Origin of the sequence: Bacteroides sp. K03, from assembly GCF_019734355.1 — a bacterium.
Taxonomy (GTDB): domain Bacteria; phylum Bacteroidota; class Bacteroidia; order Bacteroidales; family Bacteroidaceae; genus Bacteroides; species Bacteroides nordii.
The window spans coordinates 17041-34778 of record NZ_JAASHC010000001.1 but is presented as its reverse complement, the minus strand read 5'-3'; the positions used below and the strand labels follow the sequence as shown (position 1 = coordinate 34778).

The window sequence follows — 17738 nt, the reverse complement described above, 5'->3', positions numbered from 1 at the left end:
GGTACATTTTGTCTGTAATAGGGGGCATTTTTGTCCGAATACACTATTGTAGCATTCACCAATACACAGAGTGCAGCCTGGTTCAAATCAAATGCATTTTATTTGCACTACCGGAATGGGAGATAAACGTTATGTCTCTACACCGCTAATTTATCAAATAATTAATTTTTTAATCTTAAAAAACTATGAACACAGAAACGTTACATTTTAAATTTCTAAAAGTGTTTTGCTGTGTATTGCTACTGCAACTGGGATGGAGCCATGCGCTCGGATCTGTGACAGAAGCAAATCAGACCCGCCATATACAGGGTGTGATCACTGATAGTCAGGGAGAAACTTTACCTGGCGTAAACGTGCTGGTAAAGGGTACATCTATCGGAGCTATTTCCGATATCGATGGTAAATTCACTTTGCAGGTACCGTCACCCAAATCTGTATTGATCATCTCCTATATAGGATATGAAACATATGAAGTGATTGTGGGTAACAAAACATCGTTTAACATTGTACTGGAAGACCAGATGAATGCATTGGACGAAGTAGTGGTAGTGGCCTACGGATCACAAAAGAAACAAACGGTAACCGGCGCCGTAAGTATGATGAAAAGCAGTGAATTGGTAGCCGCTCCGGTAGCCAACGTTACCAACGCACTGGTTGGTAAATTGCCGGGAGTAATTACTCAACAACCAGGTGGACGTCCCGGTGAGGATGCTGCCACTATCCTGATTCGTGGTAAGTCTACTTTCAACGATGCCTCTCCTCTTATTATCATTGACGGTGTAGAACAGGAATCATTTTCACAACTTGATGCAAATGAAATTGAAAGCCTTTCCGTACTGAAAGACGCTTCGTCTACTGCCGTATATGGTATCCGTGGTGCAAACGGTGTTATCCTGATCACTACCAAAAGAGGCAAAGAAGGAAAGCCGAAAATTTCAGTCACCGCCAACTGGGGATTACAACGCCCTACACAGATTCCCGAATTCCTGGGTTCATACGAACACCTGGTACTTCGTAAAAAAGCATGGGAGAATGATGGAAAAGATCCGTTGCAACAAGACAACGGACTGCTTACAGACGAATCACTGGAAGGTTTCCGATTGGGAGAAGATCCCTATCGTTATCCGGATGTAAACTGGTATGACGAAATGGTAAACAAAAGAGGTGCCCTTCAACAACAGTATAATATCAACATTTCCGGAGGTACCAAAGCAGTGAGGTATTTTATCTCACTGGGATACTTAAATCAGGGTGGTATGTTCAAATATACCGACCTGCAGAAAGACTACAATCCTCAGGTGTACTATCGCCGTTTCAACTTCCGCTCAAACATCGATTTAAATATCAATAAGTATCAGACCTTATCTGCCAATATTTCCGGACGTTCGGGTGAAATGAATGGATTCAAAGGTGCATCAGGCAGTTATTTTCAGGGATTGATCGCCAAAGAACCCTGGAGACATCCTATCTATAACCCGGATGGTTCTATTGCCGCTGTGCAAGGTTCGGGTAATCCGCTTACCAGCATTGCATATAGTGGATATGAAAACTCAAAGACTAACTATTACGACATTGTAGGAACTTTGCACAATGACCTGAGCTTTATCACAAACGGCTTGTCATTTGATATGAGTATATCATTCAATAACAATTTCGGCTCAACAAAAAAATATACGGATGGTATTGATACTTATTATTATGAGCCTAACACAGGACGTTATGACCAATTAGGTGAAGATTCGCCCTTCCGCTTTAGTGAAGATAAAAAGACCGATCCAATGCGACGTACCAACTTACAGCTGAAGGTAGGTTACGGACGTAGTTTCGGTAAACATAATATCAATTCCATATTGGTTTACAACCAACAGAAAACAACAAGCGGAAGTAGTATACCAAGTGCATTGATGGGATATGCCGCCCGCGTAGAATATGGCTTTGCTGATAAATATCTGGGTGAAGTCAGTCTGGGATACAATGGATCAGAAAACTTTGCCAAAGGTCATCGCTTCGGATTCTTCCCATCCGGTTCATTGGGATATGTGATCTCCGAAGAAGCATTTATGGAGAAAGTGAAAAAAGTTATCCCTTATTTAAAGGTAAGAGGTTCGGTAGGTCTGGTTGGTAACGACAAATCAAAAGACCGTTTCCTCTATATGGGTGAGTTTTCCGGACAAGGTATATACGCAGGAGGAGGAACTCCCAGTTTCGGTTTCGGTACAACCAATCCTTCAACCAACGGAGGTATCTATGAAAAAAGAAACGAAAATAAACTGTTGACCTGGGAAACGGCTTTGAAAGGTAATATCGGTCTGGAAGCCCGCTTATTCTCAAATGATCTACTCAGCTTTACAGTAGACGTTTTTAAAGAACACCGTAAAGACATCCTTCTTCAAGGACGTTCTACCCCGCAAATTATTGGCTTATCCAGTCCTTACCTCAACATAGGTGAAGTGAAGAACTGGGGATATGAATTTGAACTCTCTCACCGTCATCATATCGGAAAAGTAGACTACTATATTCGTGGTAACTACAGTTTCGCACGCAACGAAGTTATTAACTATGATGACCCGGCAGGAACACCTGATTATCAAAAAATAGCCGGATTCAGAATTGACCAGTTCAGAGGATATCAGGTACTCGGATTTTTCCAGAATGCAGAAGATATTAAAAGTTCACCAGATCAGACAACTCTGGGAGGCCCTATCATTCCGGGTGACCTGAAGTATTGGGACCGTAACGGAGATGGCTCTCTGACAGATGCAGATAAAGTAGCTATCGGCTATTCACGTATACCTGAAATCATGTACTCAATCACTCCGGGTATTATCTGGAAAGGTTTGGAAGTATCGGTTCAGTTCCAGGGAGCCGCTCACGCTTCCGTATTGTTTGCCGGAAATGCCGGTTATGAATTCGGTGGTGGTGCAGGAGGAGGACAGGTTTCAGAAATTCACAAGAACTACTGGACTCCCGATAATCCTAACGCAGCGTATCCGTCACTACACATGGCAGCAAAACACAGCAACAAAAACATCAACTCATTCCATTTGAAATCTGCCGATTACATTCGCTTGAAGAACGTGCAGATTACCTACTCGTTCCCTTCCAAAATCTATCGTAAACTGGGAATGACAGGACTGAAAGTTTATTTGAACGGAAGCAACCTCTATACATGGTCCAAGATTGATAACTTCGACCCGGAAACCGTAAATAACAGTGGAGAGGTTTATCCGCAACAAAGTGTCTATAATTTTGGTGTAAACATTAACTTTTAATCAATTATGAAGAAATTATTTATCATATATGTTATAGCGGCTTCTATAGGCCTCTCTTCCTGTACAGGATTATTTGGAGAAGGTCAGCTGGACATGGCTCCGGTAGAAGACATCAATGAGGATAAGATATTTTCGGACTATGCCATGTTCCGTCAATATGCAGATCAGACTTATTCTTATATGCCCGGTCATCTGGGACGTTTATGGAATTCATTGGTTTCCTCTATGGGGGATGAATCACGTAATAAAGGAGGATGTACCGCCATCTTCAACAACGGGGCATGGGACGGTACCCAAATGGAATCAAGCAACAAAATGTTTGATGCCAATAATGAGATTTCAACTATGTGGCAGAATATGTACATTGGTATCCGTAAAACCAATAAAATTATCGAAAACATAGACAGAATACCTAATTTCCCATCACAGGAAATCAAAGATCGTTGTCTGGGAGAAGCTTACTTCCTGCGTGCTTTCTTCTACTTCGAACTGATCAAACGTTGGGGAGGAGTACCTATCATTGATCATACACTGACTTTGAACAAAGATAATCTGGACTTACCACGCGACACCTATGAAAAATGTGTTGAGTTTATCGTAGGGGATTGTAATACGGCTGCCGGCCTGCTGCCCTCAAAGTATGCCGATGCTGACAACGGCCGCGCTTCTGTAGGAGCGGCAAAAGCACTGAAATCAAGAGTACTGTTGTATGCTGCCCGACCATTACACAATCCTTCCAATGATATAACAAAATGGGAAAAAGCAGCCAAAGCAGCCAAAGATGTAATCGACCTGAAACTCTATACGCTTTATCCCGATTATGTGAACATGTTTTTCCAGCCGGTTTGCAGCGAAATCATCATGAATCGTCCGCGTATCAAAATGAACTTTGAACAGGGACATACCAACGGAAGTACATTCTGGACTCGTTTCATTGCTACACAAGGATATGACGGATGGGCAGGAGAATGGGTAACTCAAAATATGGTTGACATGTTTGAAGACTCTAAAGGCTATCCAATTACGAATTCTAAGATTTACAAAGACGAAGATCCATATGCAAACAGAGACCCCCGTCTGGATATGTGCGTACTGCGTAATGACCGGTTCTGGTATAATCGTAAACTGGAATTTTGGGTATCAGCCAATGGAAAAGAAACAGGACGTGACAAAGGAACCACTCATATCAATGTATTGGGTTATGCCATAGCCAAATTCTGGCCGGAAGCACATCAACGATATAAAGGTACTTCCACCTACATGAACTATATCTTCTTCCGCTATGCAGAGATTCTGCTGAACTTTGCCGAAGCACAGAATGAGGTAGGAGGTCCGGAAAGTTCACTGGAAGGACTCTCTGTAAGAGACGTACTGACAGAGCTTAGAGGACGTGTAGGACAGGTGCCTGTCCCAACAGACATCTCGGATACAAAAGAAAAAATGCGTGAACGTATCTACAATGAACGGGCCGTGGAACTTTGTTTCGAAGAACATCGCTGGTATGATGTGCTGTCCTGGCATAAAGGAGTAGAATATTTCAATAAAGATATTTATGGTATTCGTGTAGTGAAGAATACAGATGGAACCTTCACTTATTCCCGTGAAAAATATGAAACTCCTACATTTAAAGAGCACATGCATCTCTATCCGATACCTAACAATGAGGTATATAAGAGTGCCGTTTTGGAACAAAACCCGGGATGGAAATGATGATGGTATAAACCCTAAAATATGATTCAAATGAAGAGATTTATATATTTGTGCACGTTTCTGTGTGCACTACTTCTATCGGTAACGCCGGTAAAAGCACAAAAGACCCAAAAAAGCTCAACAGTAACTGTTGAGGGTATTGTGGTCGACGAAAATAATGTCCCTATGCCCGGTATCACAGTTAACGTACAGGAGAAACAAACAGATGCCGTGACTGACGAAGATGGTAAATTCTATATGCTGCTCGATCCGTCGGATGTACTGGTAGTTAACTTAAAAGGATACCGTCCGGTTGTTACACGCCTCAATAACCAATCAGTTTATACATTGAAACTGGTAAAGTATATGACTCATGAAGACGAAATGATTGGCGTATCTTACGGAGAACAATCCAAGAGAAGTATGACTTCGGCTGTATCAAGTATTGGTACCGATGTTATCGAAAAGAATACGGTAACCAATATTGAACAGGCTATGAACGGAACTTTATCCGGACTTTATTCACTGAAAAACGGAGGTGAAAAGTTCGGTAAAAGTAACTATACTTTTTATGTACGTGGTATGGCAACCAATGCCAATGCTAAACCTCTGATTTTAGTTGACGATATAGAAGCCAACATTGACTTGATGGATTTCAATGAAGTGGAAAGTATCTCTGTACTGAAAGATGCGTCGGCTTTGGCCATGTATGGTATGCGCGGAGCCAACGGTGTTATTTTAATAAAAACAAAACATGGTAGTGAAGTAAAGCACTCTATTAATGTGGATATCCGCGCAGGATTCCAGACAACAGAAAGAATGTCCGACCGGTTGAATGCTTACCAATACACTACTCTCTATAATGAAGCATTAAGAAATGACGGTTCGGCACCAATGTATAATCCCGATATGTATCTCCGTGCAGACAGAGATCCCTATCTTTATCCGGACGAAAATTACAAAGACCGTTTCATTGGTAAGAACTCTCCTTTCCAGCACTATAACTTTTCAGCTTCAGGAGGTAACGGACTGGCACGTTATTTTGTAACTGCCGGTTATATGAAACAGGAAGGTATCTTCAAAGATGCTGCTGCCAATAACACATACGAACGTTTCAACTACCGTTCAAATCTGGATATTAACCCGATTAAGGGAATGCTGTTCAATATTCTGGTTTCTGCAGCTATTGACAAGAGTTCGGCTGCTAATACAGGTTCGGAAGTACCTGCCGCTACTAATTCCGTATTTAATACTCTGATGACTCTGCCGGCAAACGCTTTCCCAATGTTCAATAAGAACGGATCACTCGGAGGTACTTCTGAGTATCAGACGAATCCTTACGGACTTTTGAACCGTCACGGTTATCGTAAAGACGAATCTCGTCTGCTCAATGTACAGGTGAAAGGTAAATATGACCTGGATATGCTGTTACCAGGGCTTTCGGTTGATGCTTATTATGGTTTCGAAAACTTCAATATGCAGTACCTGAGCATCAATAATACGTATGCTGTATTCCAGGAAAACGCAGATGGTACCTATACGCAGTTTGGTAAAGATGAATATAAAAACAGCCGTAAATCAGAGATGATGGGTGGATTCTACCGCTATAACACACTGGGTGCAGGAGCCAACTACAATCATACTTTCGGAGATATACATGATCTGGCAGTTCGCTTGTTCTATAATCATTCCAGTGAAACAGTTCCGGGTGATAATCCCGATTACAAATATCAGGGGCTGGCATTGCGTGCACAATATGGTTTCAACAAACGTTACTATGCAGAAGTAACTGCTTCTTATCAAGGTTCCAGCAATTACAAAAGCGGAAAACGTACCGGACTTTTCCCGGCTATCGGACTGGCATGGGTTGCTTCGGATGAGAAATGGCTTCAATCAGCAGAAGCAATCGATTTTCTGAAGTTCAGAGCATCTTATGGCATAAACGGTAATGACCAGACCGGTGGACGCCGTTTCCCTTATCGCCAGGAATTTACCTCTTCAGGTGGGTATGCATTCGGTAATCCCAACGGAAGTACGGACGGCTCACAAGAAGGAACATTGGCCAATCCCAATGAAACATGGGAAAAGTCATACAAACTCAATGTAGGATTCGACCTTGAACTCTGGAAAGGACTTTCATTGACAATGAACTATTTCAATGAAAAACGCCGTGACGTATTGGTAGACTACTCTAATATTGTTCCTTCACTGATTGGTATCGGTCTGTCCAAATACAATGGCGGATCAATTGACAATCAGGGTATCGACCTGAACATCCTTTATAACAAACAATACAAGGATGGTGGATTCTTTATCGGAGGAAATATGGTATGGGCAAAAAACAAAATTATCGACTTAAAAGAAGTAGCTTACAAATATGCTCACCAATACCGTAAAGGACATTCTATTAGTACACAATTTGGTTTTCAGACCAATGGATTGTATACCAATGCGGATCAACTGGTCAATGCTCCTACAGGCTCTTTCGGAACTCCTGTACTGGGTGATATCATCTACAAAAACCAAAGCCCGGAGGATGATAATGTAATTGATGAGTCTGATAAGGTAGCATTAGGAAATACCCTGCCGGAAATTATTTTCGGTGCTACATTAGGTGGTAACTATAAAGGATTTGATATTCAGTGTAATCTGGAAGGATCAGCCTTATTCTCTACTTTTTATACTCCGAATAAGTTTACTCCTTACGCTTACGAGAACCGTTGGAATCCGGCTAATCCTACCGTACAGACAGCATATCCGGGTCTGAGTATCTCTCGTGATTACAATACACAGACTTCTGATTTCTGGGAGAAAAAGACCTCCATGCTTCGCATTTCGTCGGCAGAGGTGGGATACACATTCCCCAAGCAACTGGTAAGAAAAATATTCCTTTCTTCATTACGTCTTTATGTGAATGCAAACAATCTGTTTACTTTCTCAAATGCAATTGACGGTCGTAACCCGGAAGCTATGAATGCCGGATATTCTGAATATCCCCTGCTGAGAACATTCTCGGTTGGTATATCTATAAAACTTTAAAAACACTACGATTATGAAAATCAATAAATATATTATAGGTTTAGGTTTGACTTTCTCTTTTCTTTTCACCGGCTGTGATTCATTTCTGGACCCGGAGAAAGACGGTAAACTGGGAGAAGACGACATATGGAATGAAACCCGGCGAGCTTTCGGATTCATGAACGATGCGTACAACAAACTACCCAGCGGCTACAACCGGATTGATAACGCCATGTTGGCAGCAGGATGCGATGAAGCAGTACACTCGGACGTGACAAGTGACATCAAAGGTTTCAATAATGGTACATGGGATTCTTATTTCCTTGTAGAAAACGTATGGACTAAAAACTATGAGGGAATCCGGATCGTAAACCGGTTTCTTGAAAAGATTGATGAACTTAAAATGCCGGTAAAGCCGACTACTTCCGGAACGAATGAAGAGTTGGTCCGCACCCGCGAACGTATGAAAGGAGAGGCCCACTTCCTGCGTGCTTATTTCTATTTTGAATTAATCAAACGCTACGGTGGCGTACCATTGATTACAAAATCATTGACAGTTGAAGAGGCCCAACAAGTAACACGTGCGTCCTATGACGATTGTATGAAACAGATTATCGCTGACTGTGATACTGCTGCCAACCGGTTACCGGAACAATACAAAGGAAGTTCCGAAAGTGTAGGATTTGATGATAAGAAAGAGTTGGGACGACCGACTACCGGTTCTGCATATGGTTTGAAATCACGTGCACTTCTCTACTGGGCAAGTCCGTTGAACAATCCTAATAATGATAAGCAACGTTATAAACTCGCGATTGATGCCGCTCAAAAAGTTGTTGCATCGGCATTCAGATATAAGCTGATGGCCTTTACTGAAGAAGATGAAACCTTTACCGACTTGTATGCTGTTAGTGAAAACTTCCTGCAATATCATCGGGAGATAGTATTCTCTACCAAATATAACACTACAACAAGTGTAGAAAGCCAGAATTCCCCACTCACTATGGGAGGAAAGGGATTGACGAATCCGACACAGAACCTGGCAGATGCTTTCGGTATGGCTAACGGAAAAGGTATCAACGAACTGGGGTCAGGATATGACAAAGATCACCCATATGTAGGACGCGATCCGCGCTTCTATATGACTTTTGCTTATGACGGTTCTACATTTACAGTAAATGACAAAACTCAAACTATTGAAACATTTGAAGGTGGAAAAGATGCTACTGCTACTAATAAAACCGCTACTAAAACCGGATATTACCTGAAGAAGCTTCTTTCACCGCAAGCTGTATGGGATGGACGAACCAATAATATCACCCGTACCTGGATATTGATGCGCTATGCTGAAGTATTACTGAATTGTGCAGAGGCAATGAATGAGTATTATGATACACCAAGTGCTGCACCCAAAGATTCAATCTACAAAGTAGTGGAACTTATACGTAAACGTGCTCAACTGAACCCATATAAACTGCCTGCCGGACTAAGTAAAGAAGAGATGCGTGAAGTAATACGCAACGAACGCCGTGTAGAACTGGCATTCGAAGAGCACCGCTTCTTTGATATTCGCCGCTGGCGTTTGCTGGATAATCCGACAGAGAAAGCAAACTATTTGAAAATAGAAGGTATGCAAATTGTAAAGGATGCCAATGATGAACCTACTTATAAGAAATACACCGTAGAAAACCGGGTATTTGATGAGCGAATGTATCTCTATCCGATTCCAAAATCAGAGATATTAAAAGCACCGGGAATCACCCAAAACCCGGGATGGTAATCCGGATTATAGTTATATGATACTACAGAAAAAGCTGCTTCAATTACGAGGCAGCTTTTTTTGTAGTATCATATAACTTGTTTCAAAGCTTCAAACAAAGTGTTTCATTACTTCAAACAAAGTGTCTCAAAACATGAAACAAGACAAAAGGATAATGGGGTTAATCTTCTTCTGACTCTTCACTCTTGTTTTTACCTTTTCTACAATTCTGTGGAGATACACCATAGAATGATTTAAAACACTTACTAAAATAACGGGGCGATGAAAAGCCTAGCTGATAGGATATCTCAGAAACATTCAGATTAGGCTGATTAGTAATTAAATACATCGCTTCTTCAAGCTTTATTTTAAGCGTCAGCTCATTGGGAGTAAGCCCGGTTATTTCTTTTATCCTGAGATACAATTTACTCCGGCCAATACCCAATTCGGCAGCCAATACATTCATATCAAACTCAATATCCTCAAAATATTTTCGAATAATAGCAGTAGCACGATCTATTAATTCCTGATCCTGCTCATTGATGGCATTAGAAACAACCGGTGCCTTAGAAACATGGTTAAATCTTTCAAGCAACATTCTACGGGTCCGTACCAGATTATTGCAACGTGATACAAGTACTTTGATATTAAACGGTTTTGTTACATAATCATCTGCGCCAAACATATACCCTTCAACCGTATATTCCACTGAGGTCTGCGCTGTAAGTAAAACAACCGGGATATGTGATACGTCCAGACTGTTTTTAATTTTATGGCACATCTCTTTACCAGACATCTCCGGCATCATCACATCACTCAAAACAATATCAGGGTGTAACTCGCGCGTAGCTTCAAAACCCTCTTTACCATTGGTAGCTTTGTATACATGATAAATAGGAGCGAAGATATCTTCCAACATTTCCAATATCTCCAGATTATCTTCTACAATAAGAATACTGGGTTTATTATCAGAATCCTTCGAATCAACATCCATTTCTCCGGCTTTCTCTTCATTAGTAAGCTCCTGCTCTTTAGCCGGTTCCTCCAACATTAACTCCTCTAAAGCCAGATCTTCCAATACTCCATCTTTTATCAGATGGAAATTGGATTCACTATCACTCAACACCTCTTTTGGGAAATGCTCATTGCCCGTCAGCAACGTAACAATGAAAACACTACCCTGACCAACTTCACTTTCAACCCGGATGTTTCCCTTATGCAACTCCACAATTCCTTTGGATACAGCCAATCCGATACCTGTACCCAATGTAAACTCTGAACTTTGCCCGTCAACCTGATAGAAACGATCAAATATCTTGTGAATAGATTCTTTGGAGATACCTACACCATCGTCTTCTACCCGTATTTCCACTTCATTCTTGATTTTCCGGATGGAAACAGTAATACTGCCTTTTGCTTTGGTATATTTAAAGGCATTAGATAAAAGATTGAATATTACCTTCTGTAACTGAACCGGATCAAACCAAAGATTCAGTTTTTCCTCCATATGTTCGAACTTATAGTTAACAGAATGCTTCAAGGCATATTCATAAAAAGACATATAGATCTCTTTAGTGAAAGATACAATATCCATATACTCTACTTTCAGCTTCAGGAATCCTTGTTCTTGTTTCCGGAAATCGAGTAACTCTGATACCAGATCACGCATATGTCTGGCATTCTTATAAATTTTAAGTACCCGGTTGTAGACGGATGGATTGAGTTTGTTAAGTTGCAATAATAGTTCTACCTGTACAATAATAAGGGTAAGCAATGTACGGAACTCATGCGAAATGTTGGTAAAGAAACGAAGTTTTGTCTGATTTAATTCTTCAATATATTCCTTCTCCTTTCTTTCATATTCCAATGAGGCCTTCAACTTTGCCTGCCGCACATTGAAGCGGAAAATAGCATATAAAATACCTACCACCAATAATGCGTAAAGCAAGTAAGCCCAGACCGTAGCATAAAATGGCGGATTAATTTTGATACCAAGTTCAATTTGTTTTGTTTCCGTTTTAGCATCTTCCCATACCTCCCGGACAAGCAAACGATATTTTCCCGGACTTAAATTAGTGTAACTGATAGTAGTAGAATGTGCCGGAAGCCAGGTATCATCAAGCCCTACCAACTTATATTCATACTGAAAATCATTGTTAGAAACATAGTTTGAAGTAGCAAACTCAATAAACAGGTTATTTTTATTGTAATCAAGTTCAATCTCCTTATAGTTGGACAAAGTTGAAGAAAGAATACCGGATTCATCTCCCGGTCTGACTTCCCTGTTGGATATCCAAAGCTTATCAAAATAAAGCTGGTATTCTTTTTTAGTGGTATAAAGTAGCTGTTCATAAAGGGATGTCAATCCATCAATTCCACCAAAGAAAACCTCTCCGTCTTTGGTAGAACAGACACTTGAACCCTGGTTAAAACTCATTTGAGGTATTCCGCAAACATGTTTCAATGTTCTGGTCTCAGGGTCAAAAAAAGAAACTCCTTTGTTATGCAGTACCATAAGATGATCATAAGGTGATTCGGCTATATAATAACAATAGTTACTTTGCAAATCTCCCTTTTCTGCTGTAAAATTCCTGAATGTATCCGTCTCGGGAAGATAAAGGAACAATCCGGAACCTAAAGTTCCAAAAAAAAGTTTCCCCTTACTATCCTCTAAAATATGAGTAATTCTAAATTTACCAATAGAAGTAGAATCCTCCATTACAGCATTATATTCTCTTACTTTATAATCGTTCAAATCAATCCGCACCACTCCTCCGTCCGATTTGGCAATCCACATCCTGTCTTTATTATCAATCAAAAAAGTTTCATAATAAAACTTCCTTTCTACTGCCCGGTTAATTTCCTCATTAGTAGAAAGAGAAGAGAACGTCTCACTTTTCAAATCCATACTACAAACTCCTGCCTGAGTCAATACAATGAGTTTATCTTTATAAAATTGTATATCGTTCACAATATCATTGGGCAATGATGCAGGATCTCCCGGGTTATTCTTCAAAACCTTGACCGTTTGGGATTTTATATCAAATATATTAAGTCCACCGGTATGCGTACCAATATATAGCAGATCTTTATCTTTTAGATATTTAATACATTTCAAATTATTATGACTAATGCTTCTGGGGTTATCTTCCTGCATGAAACTCTTGAATTGTTTCGTCTGGCGATTAAAAAAATTAAGCCCTCCTCCTTCAGTACAAATCCATAAATTACCGTTTTTATCTTCTGCCATCTTACCTACGAAAGGAAAACTAAGATAGTTGGGATTATTTCGCCCTATCGCTCCATAGAAATGGTAAATATCAGCTCTCGGGTTAAAATGATTGATGCCACCAAAATAGGTCCCTACCCAAATATTTCCCTGTAAATCTCTATAAAGACCGAAAACGGATGAATGACTTAAACTATAGGGTACATTGTCTATTTGAGTATAACATTTCCATTTATCAGTAATAGGATCATATTTATTTAATCCATAAAACGTGCCAATCCATATATTTCCAAATTCATCCTCAACAACACTTCTCACATGATCGTCGGAAATTCCATTTTTACCTGCTGAATAACGGAAGTTTGTTATTTGATTCTGAGATGAAATACGATAGGCACCACTCGCATCCGTACTTACCCATAAATCGTTTCTCTTACTCTTATACAGGTATTTCACAAAAACACCAGATAACACCACTTTGGGAGAATCGGGTACACTGAATGGTATAGACAACAAGTTATTTTCTGTTCCTATCCATAAATATTCATTATCAGCCGTAAAGATACAACTTCCGTTTCCCAGGCCCGGATCTATATCACAAAACTTATGCAAACCTTCTTTATCCTCCAGATAATAAAATACAGCATGATCGGATATTACCCAAAGCGTATCATTTGAATAGCAAATACCATTAATTTCTTTTTGTGCCAAACAGGTAAATTCCTGTGTTGAAACATTATATTTCACCAGATCGTGTCCGGCCCGTAAATAGATAGAACCTTTCTTGTTACCGCAAATTGAATAGATCTCATTCTGGGTCAGTCCCTTATTATTTTGTGAAGGACGAAAGGCAGTAATCTCACGTCCGTTGTATCTATTCAGTCCCTCAAATGAGCCAAACCACATAGCTCCTATTTCATCCTGATAAAAAGAGAAAATACTTATTTGCGTTAATCCGTCCTTTACCCCCAAATGATGGAAATACACATCATTTGCTTTGGAAAATGAAAAGAAACAGAAGCAAAAAACAAATATCAACAGAGTTTTTATCGCTATTCTATTTAATTGATCATGCACTTTTTTTGTCATAACAAGCGGAGTATTTTGCCTTTTAGTATTAGTTATACATAAGAAGCAAAAATAAGCATTTAGAATGAATTATACAATATTACAACAATAAGTCTTTCAATTTACAACAAACAAATTAAAGAACCAATAGCTACCATCAACCAAATTAAAAAAGCGACCCATCCTACCGGATGAGCCGCTTATCAAAATCATATAATAATCTCTATTAATAGTTTTCTTTCTTTACTTCAAAATAAGCTTGTGGATGGAGACATGCCGGGCAAACTTCGGGAGCCTCTTTACCTATAGTGATATAACCACAATTACGACATTGCCATACAACTTCACCTTCTTTGGCAAAAACAGAAGCTGTTTCAATATTATTTACAAAAGCGCGATATCTTTCTTCATGTCCTTTTTCAGCAACAGAGATATTACGGTACATGGCAGCAATTTCATAAAAACCTTCTTGCTCGGCAACATCAGCAAAATGAGGATAATCCTGTGACCATTCTTCATGTTCACCAGCAGCAGCTTCGAGCAGATTATTGAGAGTAGTACTGATAACACCTGCCGGATAACTGGCAGTAATTTCTACCATTCCACCTTCCAGATACTTAAACATACGTTTTGCATGTTCCTTTTCCTGATCAGCCGTTTCAGTAAAAATAGCAGCGATTTGTTCATAACCTTCTTTTTTGGCAACACTTGCATAATAAGTGTAACGCATTCTTGCTTGTGATTCGCCAGCAAATGAAGTCAGTAGATTTTTCTCAGTCTGAGTACCTTTAATACTTTTAGCCATAATAATCTTATATATTTAATTAATTAGTAGATTACGCTTGTATTTGTTTATTTATAACACAAATATACGGAATTAGTTCAAAACAAGTCCTTCTTTCTTTATAAATAAAATCTATGAAGTCATTGATAAAATTTATCATTTACAAATAATATGCTCAAAAACATGTTATTAGATTTATTTTATGTAATTTTGCAATCCTTATTTAGCAAAATCAATAAAATCACATCGTAAATCTATATATGCACTAATTATATTGTATCGTTAAAATGAAAGTCTTAGAATTCAAACCCAAGCTGTTTTCTACACTCAAAAATTACTCGAAAGAAACATTTACAGCCGATCTCATGGCCGGGATTATTGTTGGTATTGTAGCCCTCCCATTAGCCATTGCATTTGGTATTGCCTCCGGTGTATCTCCCGAAAAAGGTATTATCACTGCTATCATTGCAGGATTTATCATTTCACTATTGGGTGGTAGTAAAGTACAGATAGGTGGTCCAACAGGAGCATTTATCGTTATTATCTATGGTATTATCCAACAATATGGAGAAGCAGGACTCATCGTAGCCACTCTAATGGCAGGTGTAATGCTCATTCTATTAGGTGTATTCAAGTTGGGAGCAGTCATTAAATTTATTCCTTATCCCATCATTGTAGGTTTCACAAGTGGTATTGCCGTAACCATTTTCACTACACAAATAGCTGACATTTTCGGACTGACTTTCGGAAATGAAAAAGTTCCGGGAGATTTTGTAGGAAAGTGGATGATTTATTTCCGTCATTTTGACACAATTAACTGGTGGAATACTATCGTAAGTATTATAAGTGTTATAATTATTGCTGTTACTCCAAAGTTTTCAAAAAAGATACCGGGGTCTCTGATTGCGATTGTTGTAGTGACAATTGCTGTATACCTCATGAAAATTTATGGAGGAATTGATTGTATCGATACAATTGGTGATCGTTTTACTATTAAATCCGAATTACCCGATGCCGTTGTTCCTGCACTGAACTGGGAAGCCATTAAAAACCTGTTCCCGGTAGCTATTACAATTGCTGTATTAGGTGCCATCGAATCATTACTTTCGGCCACAGTAGCCGATGGTGTAATAGGAGACCGTCACGATTCAAATACTGAACTGATAGCTCAGGGTGCAGCCAATGTCATCGCTCCTTTATTTGGAGGTATACCTGCCACAGGTGCTATTGCACGTACTATGACGAATATCAATAATGGTGGAAAAACGCCCATAGCCGGAATTATTCATGCCGTTGTATTACTGCTTATTTTATTATTCCTGATGCCATTGGCACAATATATTCCAATGGCATGCCTGGCAGGTGTGCTGGTTATTGTTTCTTATAATATGAGTGGATGGCGCACATTCAAAGCACTGTTGAAAAATCCGAAATCGGATGTCACTGTATTGCTTATTACCTTCTTCCTGACCGTTATTTTTGATCTGACAATTGCTATCGAGGTAGGTTTGATCATTGCTTGTGTACTGTTTATGAAACGTGTCATGGAAACAACCAAAATATCCGTCATCACCGATGAAATAGACCCAAACTCAGAATTGGATATTGCCGTTAGTGAAGAACATCTGATTATTCCGAAAGGAGTTGAAGTATATGAAATCAATGGTCCATACTTCTTTGGTATTGCAACACAGTTTGAGGAAGTAATGGCACAATTGGGAGACCGTCCCACTGTACGCATTATTCGTATGCGTAAAGTTCCGTTCATCGATTCAACCGGTATTCATAACTTATCTAACCTGTGCAGAATGTCTCAAAAAGAAAAAATTACAATTGTACTTTCAGGAGTAAATGACAAAGTACATAAAGTATTGGAGAAATCAGGATTCTATGAATTACTGGGAGAAAAAAATATCTGTCCGAATATCAATGTAGCACTGGAAAGAGCAAAAGATATTATAAGTGTACAAACCGTAAACACAGAGAAGTAAACTCTGGATAGCTTTTAATTTATTAAAATTATATACTTTACTATAATAACATCCCCATGTTCTATACTAGACATGGGGATGTTGTATTATAAAACATGGGGATGTTTTTCAATTCCTTCTTCTAATAAGAAGCAGATGCAGAAATACCTGCTTCGATAAGTAAAGATAGTATTCTATCTAATTCTTCATGTGTAGCTTTCTGTAAATCATGGTCCGGAGTTTCACGATCAATCGTATAAATCATCACTTGCCGGGGAGCAATCTCCTTTATCATTTCTAACCAGGGTAATACATACTTATCAGAAGTATTATTCACATCTTGTCCCCGATAAGTACCTTTCATAAACATTGTCTGAATAATACAGTTTCCTTTAAAAGCTTTCAGATTATCAATTATCTCTGATACAGAATATTTACCGGCAGGACGGTCAATGAGTTGAATATAATCACTATCCACTGTATCCAGTTTTAAAATATTATTATCTATCCTATTCAATGCTTCGAATACAGCCGGACGATGAATAAACGTTGAATTACTCAATACGCTCACTTTTGCTTTCGGGAAATACTTATCACGAAGAGCCAACGTATCTTCAATAATTTCCGGAAAATAAGGATGTGCCGTAGGTTCACCATTCCCGGCAAAAGTCAGCACATCAGGAAAAGGACCATTAACCAACATATCTTTCAAGCGGGTTTCAAGTGCTTCACGTACTTCCTTACGAGTAGGCAAGGGCTTAGAAGGGCGATGATCTGCATTAAAACCACATTCACAATAGATGCAATCAAATGAACATACCTTTCCGTCGGAAGGTAAAAGATTTATTCCCAAAGATACCCCCAACCGGCGGGAATGAACAGGGCCAAATATAGGGGAAGGATAAATAACAGTCATGATGAGATTTTACAATTTGACGATTTACAATTTACG

8 protein-coding genes are annotated in these 17738 nt (G+C 39.3%); 5 read left to right on the top strand and 3 right to left on the bottom strand.

The annotated features are described in order from the left end of the window. The first annotated feature begins 185 nt into the window (after positions 1–185). From HCG69_RS00105 to HCG69_RS00090, 4 genes are read left to right on the top strand one after another with little or no spacing between them, the layout of a single operon-like run. Positions 186–3272 (top strand): TonB-dependent receptor, encoded by a 3087-nt coding sequence (locus HCG69_RS00105; RefSeq protein WP_221648327.1) that lies wholly within the window; start codon positions 186–188, stop codon positions 3270–3272. Between the two features lie 6 nt (positions 3273–3278). After that, the gene (locus HCG69_RS00100) at positions 3279–4982 is read left to right on the top strand and encodes a RagB/SusD family nutrient uptake outer membrane protein (RefSeq protein WP_221648326.1); all 1704 of its coding nucleotides are present in this window, start codon (positions 3279–3281) and stop codon (positions 4980–4982) included. A 30-nt stretch (positions 4983–5012) separates the two neighbouring features. Further along, entirely contained in the window at positions 5013–8000 is a 2988-nt protein-coding gene (locus HCG69_RS00095; protein WP_221648325.1) for a SusC/RagA family TonB-linked outer membrane protein, read from the top strand. 13 nt (positions 8001–8013) lie between these two features. Beyond that, positions 8014–9756, top strand: a complete 1743-nt coding sequence (locus tag HCG69_RS00090; RefSeq protein WP_221648324.1) for a RagB/SusD family nutrient uptake outer membrane protein — start codon at positions 8014–8016, stop codon at positions 9754–9756. Between the two features lie 160 nt (positions 9757–9916). On the opposite strand, the gene HCG69_RS00085 is transcribed toward HCG69_RS00090, so the two are convergent. Both HCG69_RS00085 and rbr read right to left on the bottom strand, forming a co-directional pair. Next, the gene (locus HCG69_RS00085; RefSeq protein WP_221648323.1) at positions 9917–14053 is read right to left on the bottom strand and encodes an ATP-binding protein; all 4137 of its coding nucleotides are present in this window, start codon (positions 14051–14053) and stop codon (positions 9917–9919) included. A 205-nt stretch (positions 14054–14258) separates the two neighbouring features. Beyond that, positions 14259–14837: a rubrerythrin gene (rbr, locus tag HCG69_RS00080; protein ID WP_002558465.1), complete on the bottom strand. Its 579-nt coding sequence runs from the start codon at positions 14835–14837 to the stop codon at positions 14259–14261. Between the two features lie 266 nt (positions 14838–15103). Between rbr and HCG69_RS00075 the strand changes: the two genes are divergently transcribed. Beyond that, positions 15104–16807, top strand: coding sequence for a SulP family inorganic anion transporter (locus tag HCG69_RS00075; protein WP_221648322.1), 1704 nt, complete (start codon positions 15104–15106; stop codon positions 16805–16807). A 121-nt stretch (positions 16808–16928) separates the two neighbouring features. On the opposite strand, the gene HCG69_RS00070 is transcribed toward HCG69_RS00075, so the two are convergent. Beyond that, positions 16929–17702: a radical SAM protein gene (locus HCG69_RS00070; RefSeq protein ID WP_221648321.1), complete on the bottom strand. Its 774-nt coding sequence runs from the start codon at positions 17700–17702 to the stop codon at positions 16929–16931. Positions 17703–17738: the final 36 nt, after the last annotated feature.

What these genes read in the sequence shown, in the direction of transcription:
- HCG69_RS00105 (WP_221648327.1), top strand. Translation starts at nt 186, where the DNA reads ATGAACACAGAAACGTTACATTTTAAATTTCTAAAAGTGTTTTGCTGT.
- HCG69_RS00100 (WP_221648326.1), top strand. Translation starts at nt 3,279, where the DNA reads ATGAAGAAATTATTTATCATATATGTTATAGCGGCTTCTATAGGCCTC.
- HCG69_RS00095 (WP_221648325.1), top strand. Translation starts at nt 5,013, where the DNA reads ATGAAGAGATTTATATATTTGTGCACGTTTCTGTGTGCACTACTTCTA.
- HCG69_RS00090 (WP_221648324.1), top strand. Translation starts at nt 8,014, where the DNA reads ATGAAAATCAATAAATATATTATAGGTTTAGGTTTGACTTTCTCTTTT.
- HCG69_RS00085 (WP_221648323.1), bottom strand. Translation starts at nt 14,053, where the DNA reads ATGACAAAAAAAGTGCATGATCAATTAAATAGAATAGCGATAAAAACT.
- rbr (WP_002558465.1), bottom strand. Translation starts at nt 14,837, where the DNA reads ATGGCTAAAAGTATTAAAGGTACTCAGACTGAGAAAAATCTACTGACT.
- HCG69_RS00075 (WP_221648322.1), top strand. Translation starts at nt 15,104, where the DNA reads ATGAAAGTCTTAGAATTCAAACCCAAGCTGTTTTCTACACTCAAAAAT.
- HCG69_RS00070 (WP_221648321.1), bottom strand. Translation starts at nt 17,702, where the DNA reads ATGACTGTTATTTATCCTTCCCCTATATTTGGCCCTGTTCATTCCCGC.